Source organism: Noviherbaspirillum sp. (genome assembly GCF_035944575.1).
Classification (GTDB): Bacteria; Pseudomonadota; Gammaproteobacteria; order Burkholderiales; family Burkholderiaceae_D; genus Noviherbaspirillum.
The window spans coordinates 1-6,930 of the sequence record NZ_DASZBA010000070.1 but is presented as its reverse complement, the minus strand read 5'-3'; the positions used below and the strand labels follow the sequence as shown (position 1 = coordinate 6,930).

Annotated in this window: 7 protein-coding genes; 3 read left to right on the top strand and 4 right to left on the bottom strand. The window is 60.3% G+C overall.

Annotation, left to right across the window (positions count from 1 at the left end; translation table 11 throughout):
* The 4 genes from VGU61_RS03970 to VGU61_RS03955 all read right to left on the bottom strand — a co-directional run.
* On the bottom strand, positions 1-1,052 hold a 1,052-nt coding region (locus VGU61_RS03970), incomplete at its 3' end, for a glycosyltransferase family 9 protein (RefSeq protein ID WP_326857802.1).
* Positions 1,049-1,696, bottom strand: coding sequence for an HAD family hydrolase (locus VGU61_RS03965; protein ID WP_326857801.1), 648 nt, complete (start codon positions 1,694-1,696; stop codon positions 1,049-1,051). The genes VGU61_RS03970 and VGU61_RS03965, both read right to left, overlap by 4 nt.
* A gap of 566 nt (positions 1,697-2,262) precedes the next feature.
* On the bottom strand, positions 2,263-3,003 hold the full coding sequence (locus tag VGU61_RS03960) for an SDR family oxidoreductase (protein ID WP_326857800.1): 741 nt from the start codon (positions 3,001-3,003) through the stop codon (positions 2,263-2,265).
* Between the two features lie 58 nt (positions 3,004-3,061).
* Positions 3,062-4,348: a glycosyltransferase family 1 protein gene (locus VGU61_RS03955; protein ID WP_326857799.1), complete on the bottom strand. Its 1,287-nt coding sequence runs from the start codon at positions 4,346-4,348 to the stop codon at positions 3,062-3,064.
* A 354-nt stretch (positions 4,349-4,702) separates the two neighbouring features.
* On the opposite strand from VGU61_RS03955, the gene VGU61_RS03950 reads away from it, so the two are divergent.
* The 3 genes from VGU61_RS03950 (at position 4,703) to VGU61_RS03940 (ending at position 6,889) form a co-directional block, all read left to right on the top strand.
* A complete protein-coding gene (locus VGU61_RS03950; RefSeq protein ID WP_326857798.1) occupies positions 4,703-5,176 on the top strand; it encodes a glycine zipper 2TM domain-containing protein in 474 nt (157 codons plus the stop codon).
* 478 nt (positions 5,177-5,654) lie between these two features.
* Positions 5,655-6,497, top strand: a complete 843-nt coding sequence (locus VGU61_RS03945) for a hypothetical protein (protein ID WP_326857797.1) — start codon at positions 5,655-5,657, stop codon at positions 6,495-6,497.
* 98 nt (positions 6,498-6,595) lie between these two features.
* Complete coding sequence (locus VGU61_RS03940) at positions 6,596-6,889, top strand: PRC-barrel domain-containing protein (protein WP_326857796.1); 294 nt, start codon at positions 6,596-6,598, stop codon at positions 6,887-6,889.
* Positions 6,890-6,930 lie beyond the last annotated feature (41 nt).

The following is a 6,930-nucleotide window of genomic DNA, read 5'->3' as shown; positions in this document are numbered from 1 at the left end:
AATTCGATCGCCGCATCGGCGACCCGGGCCGGAGCCACGTTCGCCAGGCAGGCGTGATGCCCTTCAGGGCAGACGCTTTTGTAACAGTTGCGGCAGGGCACATCATGGAACAGTACCCTGCTCGGAACTTGCCAGGGGGTGTGTTGCGGATTGGTAAGTGCATACAGATCCACCACCGGTGTGCCGACTGCCGCGCCGATGTGGGCAGGGCCGGTATTGTTGGCCACCAGAACGGGCGCCATTGAAATCAGCGCAGCCAGCTCGCCCAGGCCGAGTTTGCCTGCGAGCGATATGGCAAGCGGGATGCCGTCCCGTATCTCATCGACGAGCATGCTCTCCTGCTGGCTGCCGGTAAAGACGAGCGGGCAGGCCAGCCGTTCCGCGAGCAGTTGTGCAACCTCGCGCCAGCGTTGCGGCGGATAGCGCCGTGACGGCGCGGTCGCGCCGGGGTGTAACACGATCCACGGCCGGTCACCGTCGATACCCAGCGATTCCAGGCGATGGCATACCGCTGCCAGGTCGTCCGGCGGAATCTGCATCGACAGGCGTTCGTCCTCGGTCCGGCAACCGGCTTTTTCCACCAGATCGAGCTGGCGGCGAACTTCATGCCGCACCTGAAGATGCGGTTCGGGATCGGGTATCCAGTCGGTCAGCAATTGATAGGGATTCTCGCGGCAATGCGCCAGCCGCAGCGGAATGCCCGCGAGATAGCACAGCATCGCAGCGGGCAGGGCGCTCTGGCTATAGGTGGTGAAGATGACGGCCCCGTCAAAGCCGCCGGCGCGCAGGGTCCGGGCCATGGCAAGATCGACGTCGGGCGGATGCGGCGAGCTGCTTTTCAGCCACGGCGCAGGATAGCTGATCACCGCGTCCACGTCGGCGATGTAGCGCGCCACGGCCGCACCACCGGGCGAGGTCATCAGCGTGATGCGGCGACCGGGACGGGACCGCTTCAGCGCCCTGATCGCCGGCGTCATCATCAATACATCGCCGAGATAGTCGAGCCGGATGCACAGCAGGTTGCCGGCATCCCGCCATCCGGCCGCCGTCATGGGCGAGCCGCCTCGCTGCCAATGCTGCCGTTCGCAGGAAGGGGCGCAACCATGCCGTCGATGGCGTCGACGCCGTTCTCCAGCGGCAGACGGCCATAAGACTCTATTGCCCGCGCCGCCGCGTACAGGTTGGGCACCGTCAGGTCCGGCTTGCGCTGGGGCGACATTTTCCATTCGGTTTCATTGCCGTTGTCGATCAGCACGGTGCGGCAACCCGCACGCTGGCCGGCTTCGACATCATCGAGAATATCGCCGATCATCCATGATTGATGGAGGTCGATGCCATGCTCGTTCGCAGCCCTGGTCAGCATGCCGGGCATCGGCTTGCGGCAGGTGCAGGCGACGGTGTAGCGGTTGATCACGCCTTGCGGACTGTGCGGGCAATAGTAGAAGCCGTCGAGCCTGACGCCGTACTGCGCGAGCAGTTCACCGAGTCGCCGTTCGACCGGACCGAGCGCCGACTCGGTGAAGATGCCCTTGGCAATGCCGGCCTGGTTGCTGACGACAAATAGTTTGTACCCCATCTGCTGGAACAGTTGCAGGGCGGGGCCGGCGAGCCAGGTGAGTTCAATGAGATGCGGATTGACGTTGTAGGGGACGTTTTCTACGAGGGTGCCGTCCTTGTCGAGGAAAATTGCTTGCATGATGGGTGGTGGTGTTGGTTTGGAAATCTTTGGTGCCGGCGTGTCTGGTTGCTTGTCCTGGCGAGAAGACGGGCTTCTGCGGCTGGCGCTGTTGCGATGATGTAATTGCGTTCAGGCATGGCGTGCAAACACACTCTGTTAGTTGAAACCTTAACGTTTCCTCTTGGCGGCATGTTCATAAATCGCAAACACTTCTTCGGAATAATCTCTTTGCTTTTTTCGGCGCTGTATCTGCGACACGGCACTGGAGTTAGTAGCAGTAACCGCGTCGCCGTCATTTCCGCGAAGGGTTTTGCAAGGGTTTCGGACAGCATGCTGCCCGCCTGCGTAACGGTACGCGCTTGCAAGCGCGTACCGCTTCGCCCGGGAAAGTACGGGCCAAGCAGGGAAGCGAAATATACTCGCCTTCGCTCAGACAGATTTCGTTTCTTATCCGTCCGGCCTGTACTTTTCCTGCAGCACCATGCGGAATTCAACTGCCACAGCCTCTTTGTGCGCACATAACTTGGCTTATCTAGTCAGGTGGCTTTTTCGTAAGCGCAAGTTTGTAAGCATGCTTCATCTCATCACGGCCACGACGTTTCCTGCATCGGCAGCACCATGATTTCCGGAATCACCGTCTGTTCCGGCATTGTCAGCACCGACTTCACGGCCTTCGCCACATTCATCGGGTCCTGCAATGTCGACACGTCGATGTCCGGGAAGCGGTCGAGCAGGAAGGGGGTGCGCATGCCACCGGCCAGTACCGCGGTCACCTTGATTTTCTGCGGACGCAGTTCCGCGTGCAGTGCGTGCGACAGTCCGAGCACGCCATATTTGCTGGCGTGATAGGCCGAGGCGTTCGGCCAGGCGCGCTTGGCGGCGGTGGAGGCGATGTTGATGATCTGGCCGCTGGTCTGGCGCAGGTGCGGTACGGCAAATTTTGATAGCAGGAAGGGGCCGAAGAGGTTGGTGCGCATTACCCTGTCCCAGTCGGCAATGTCGACCTCGTCCAGGGAGCAGGTAACGTCGGTGCCGGCATTGTTGATCAGGACGTCCAGCTTGCCGAACTGCTTCACCGTGTCTTCAATTGCCTTCCGTGCCTGTTCCGGATCGCTGACATCGAATGCGATGGCTTGGGTGCGCAGCAGGTCCGCCACGCGGAATGCCTTGTCGTGGTTGATGTCGCCCACCATGACTTGCGCACCCGCTTCCGTGAGTACATGCGAAAGCGCGGCGCCGAGGCCGCTGGCGCCGCCCGTGACGAGGATGACCTTGCCGGACAGTTCCTGGCTTGTGGAAGGTGTGGATGCAGTCGTGTCGCTCAATTAAATCTCCAAGGAAGTAAATGCTGAAGTGCCAAAAAACAGGCGGGGCCGCAGGGCGTCACGAGCCCAGGCTCATCTCGCCGGCCGCCGCGCGTAACGGTTCTGTGAACAGTGTTTCGGGTTCGATCGCGTTTTCGTAGACATCGGCGATCTGGGTTGCCACATGACGCCAGGTGAATTGCTGATACGCGCGCCGCATGCCGGCCCAGCCGAGGCGCTGGCCCAGTTGCGGCTGCTGCTGCAGCAAGGCCAGCCGCGCGGCCAGTGCATGGGCATCGTTGGGTGGTACGAGATAGCCTGTTTCGCCGTCCACCACGGTGGTCTTGATGCCGCCGACCGCGGTCCCGATGACCGGTGTGCCGCATGCCATGGCTTCCAGCGGCGTAATGCCGAACGGTTCGTACCAGGGCGTGGTAACGAAAACGTCGGCGGCGTTGTAGTAGTAGCGCAATTGATCGCGCCCCCGCTTGCCGGTGAACTGCACGGAGTCTTCGATGCGCAGCGAATCGGCCAGCGCCATCAGCCGACCAAGCTCGGGCGTGGCTACCGGGTCCGGCTTTTCGCCGTCGCCGCCGACGATCAGCAGGCGGGACCGGATGCCATGCTCATGACGCAGCACGGCTGCGGCACGTATCACGTTATCGATGCCCTTGCGCGGCACGATGCGGCCAAGCTGCAGGATGATGAAATCATCGCGCGGCAAGCCGAGTTGCTGACGGGTGTCGGTGCTCAGCGGTCCGAATTCATCCGGATCGAAACCGCATGGCACGACATCGATCCGGTCGCGGGGCGCGTTATAAAGCTGCTCCATGTCCTGCAGGTCCTGCGGGCATTCCGCGACGATCCGGTCGGCATCTTGCATCAGTTGCTCTTCAATGGCGAAGCGGATGTCCGGAAACGCATCGGCCTGGCCCTGCGACAGGCGCCGTACTTTTCCCAATGCATGAAAGGTCATGACAAACGGTATGCCCAGCATTTTCTTGATCTGCTGCGCCACCATGCCCGACATGAAGAAATTGGCGTGCACGAGGTCATAAGGCACTTTTTGCCTGCGTGCAAACCGGATCATGAATCGCCCGAATTGTTCGATGTAGGGAAGCATCGCTTCCTTTGGGATGAAGCGCGCCGGACCGGCGGGAACATGGATGACGCGCACGTTCGGCATCCATTCAGTCACTTGTTCCTGTGCTTCATCATCGCGCCGTGTAAAGACATCCACCAGGTAGCCAAGACGCGCAAGATGCTTTGCAAGCTGTGCCACATAGACATTCTGGCCGCCGCTATCGACGCTGCCGATGCAAGCCAGCGGCGAGGCATGCTCGCTGATTAGGGCAATTTTTCGCATGATTATAGGAATTGTTGATGGCTTGGAAGAGCTGCCTTGTGCTTAAAGCAAGGCATGTACCTACCCTTCATGCAGTGCAATAAACCGTTGAAAAGACATGCTGCGCGAGAGGAACGAACCGGCGGTTTTTCAGCCGCGGAAAACCATGCGTAATTACTACAGAAGCCTGTAAAAACTACGACAGTTCGTCGTGCCGGCCGGAAGGGTTAATGACGATAATGAAAAACACGTGCGCTGCTGCGGTGCATTGGTGCGATTTGTGGCACGTAAAGTGCATAAACGAAATTTCAAGACTCAACTTTCTCATCCGGATGTTTTTCGGAACATCGGATATTTACAGAAAAGGAGATACCAATGCGAACCAAATTCCTGAAGGCCGCTTTGATCGGAAGCTCCATGCTCACGCTGGTTGCTTGCGGTTCCACGAACGGGCCGGGTGAATCGATTCCCGTGACGACCACGGCAGGCACCACTAGCAGCGCGTCGGGTTACGGTGTCGTGCAGTCCATCGACATGGTGCAGCGTGAAGGGAGCTCCGGCGGCATTGGCCTGGGCACCGTCGGCGGCGCGGTGGTCGGCGGCGTGCTCGGCAACCAGGTCGGTGGCGGCACAGGCAGAAAGGCCGCCACCGTGGCCGGCGCAATCGGCGGCGGACTGATCGGTAACCGCATGGAGAACAATCCCCGCGGAAATGACCAGGCATACCGTATTTCCGTGCGCATGGATAACGGCGCGATGCAGACCCTCATGCAGGACACGCCACCTGTCGTTCAGATCGGTGAGCGGGTGCGTGTCGCGGAAGGCGTGATTGTAGAGCGACTCCGCTGATTGGCCGTTTCCTTCGTCTGTGGAGCGACGCAGACGATGAGGGCGGCTGATGTGCTGTTGTCGATGTGAACCTCTTCATTGCGAAACCATGTGATGGAGGAAGATGCGTTGTGACGCTGATGCGCGGCGCCATGCCATGAGGTTTCGCTGCACGGTTCCCGGGTCCTGTTCTATAGCGGGTTGGATTGACGTGGGACAGTGCATCGTGAGAGTACGCGATGCTCATGGATGGCATGCGATTGCCCGATCTCACTATCGTCGCGTCCAAACTTTCCCTGCCGGTTGTCTTGAAAGAAGGAAGAAATCCAGCCGGGCATTGATGCTGAGTAGCCTGCAAAGCCGGCGCGCTGGTTTCGCGTCCCCCACCTTTTCAAAAATATTACTTTGATAAATGGGCATGGATGTTGCGTTTGCGGGAAGTGAATCGAGGGGCGAGGCCTGGATTTCTTTCATTTTCTTTTTATCCGAGAGCATCGATATGGCAAGCAACTATCCTCCGGGAAGCGGGACAGGGAATGGCGTGGTCGAGCATGAAGTAGTCAATACGACCATCCATTCACGCCGTCCGCTGTTTCCGGCCATACGTTGGGGAGCGGTGCTGGCCGGCGTCGCAGTCGGTATTTCCATTCAACTTGCGCTCACGTTATTGGGTATTGCGACCGGGCTTTCGAACGCCGATGTCACCCAGGGCGAAACGCTTGGTGTCGGGCCGCTGCTCTGGGCGGGGTTCAGCATGCTGGTCGCTGCGTTCGTCGGTGGCTATGTTGCGGCTCGCATGTCGGGCCTGAAGCGCAAGGCCGACGGCGTATTGCATGGTGCCGTATCCTGGGCAGTAACGACCATCATCTTCGCCATGCTGGCGACCTCCATCGGCGGCACGCTGATGAGCGGCGTGTTTTCGAACGTGAGCCAGCTGGCGCAAAACACCGCACAGGCCGGCGGCCGTTCGCCGATCGGCGCTGCGATCCAAAGCCAGCTCGGCAATATGGATGCCGAATCGCTGCAACGCTTCCAGCGCGCCATCCAGGCCGGTCAGCGCGAACAGGCGGTGCAGCAACTTACCAATACCATGGGCATGGATAAAACCAGGGCCGGTGCGATCGTCGACCAGGCGCTGATTCTGTCCGGATCGCCGGAGCGCGCTTCACCGCAAGGCCGAGCGACGACGGAAGCCGCGATGCAGAATGCCGGACGCGCCGCGTGGGCGATCTTTCTTACCGTCGCCCTGGCACTGGCAATCGGTATCGGCGGCGGCGCCCTCGGCGCACGCGGCTCGCGTCGCGTGAGCTGGACCAGTTCTGACGGAGCGCGCACAGTTTAGGGACTTCCCGGAGACGGTCGCGCAAGGGGTGTTGGCTTGCCCGAGGTGCAGTCAGTGTCCGAAAAGTTTGTGTCATTGCATTTTTTGATGGAGCAGTCATGCCAGTATCGATGGGCAGGCAGACCCGGAACAGCGCGCGGCCGACTCGCTTCGTGCGCCTGTCAGTACGTGAATCCCGCGCCGCGGACATGTTGTACAACTGCCCGGTCGTTACCGCCGAAGGGGAGATCATCGGCGAGGTATCGCAGTTGCTGGTCGATGTGCGTACGAGGCAGCTGCGCTATGTGATCCTGTCCCGCGGAGATAACGGCGGGGCGGAGATCGTCCTGCCGTGGAAATCCCTGTACTTTGATTCGGCGACGGCAAGACTGGTGTTTCACTCGCTTGCCTGAAAGGCCGCCGGCTTTCGGTCACGCGCTCAGGAACAGCCCCT

Coding starts and splice junctions, on each gene's coding strand:
- VGU61_RS03965 (WP_326857801.1), bottom strand. CDS start 1,696: ATGCAAGCAATTTTCCTCGACAAGGACGGCACCCTCGTAGAAAACGTC.
- VGU61_RS03955 (WP_326857799.1), bottom strand. CDS start 4,348: ATGCGAAAAATTGCCCTAATCAGCGAGCATGCCTCGCCGCTGGCTTGC.
- VGU61_RS03940 (WP_326857796.1), top strand. CDS start 6,596: ATGCCAGTATCGATGGGCAGGCAGACCCGGAACAGCGCGCGGCCGACT.
- VGU61_RS03950 (WP_326857798.1), top strand. CDS start 4,703: ATGCGAACCAAATTCCTGAAGGCCGCTTTGATCGGAAGCTCCATGCTC.
- VGU61_RS03945 (WP_326857797.1), top strand. CDS start 5,655: ATGGCAAGCAACTATCCTCCGGGAAGCGGGACAGGGAATGGCGTGGTC.